Raw genomic sequence first — 336 nt, 5'->3', positions numbered from 1 at the left:
GCCTAGTATCTTGTCCAGCGCCGCCTGTTCCTCAGTGGTCAGCGCATTGGTTGCCGTCGAGCGACGCGACCGCGCGGTCAGCACGATGAAAACGCCTCCCACCAGCAACAGCAGGACAGGCGTGCCCCACAGCAATGCATTGCGCAGGTCGAAACGCGGCTTGAGCAGCACGAACTCGCCATAGCGCGAAACCACGTAGTCCATGACCTGCTGGTCAGTGTCGCCGGCGACGAGGCGCTGACGCACGAGGACGCGCAGGTCGCGGGCAAGGTCGGCATCGGATTCGTCGATCGACTGGTTCTGGCAGACCATGCAGCGCAAGCCTTCCGAAAGCGC

1 protein-coding gene is annotated in these 336 nt (G+C 63.7%); it reads right to left on the bottom strand.

What is annotated here, in order from left to right; translation table 11 throughout:
* Positions 1-336 (bottom strand): cytochrome c-type biogenesis protein (locus tag EOB36_RS34160; protein WP_164897737.1); only part of this gene is annotated, 336 nt, incomplete at both ends.

Source organism: Mesorhizobium sp. M6A.T.Cr.TU.017.01.1.1, assembly GCF_004023115.1.
GTDB classification, from domain to species: domain Bacteria; phylum Pseudomonadota; class Alphaproteobacteria; order Rhizobiales; family Rhizobiaceae; genus Mesorhizobium; species Mesorhizobium mediterraneum.
Note: the sequence above shows the minus strand (reverse complement) of the source record. Positions and strands in the feature narration are given on the sequence as shown.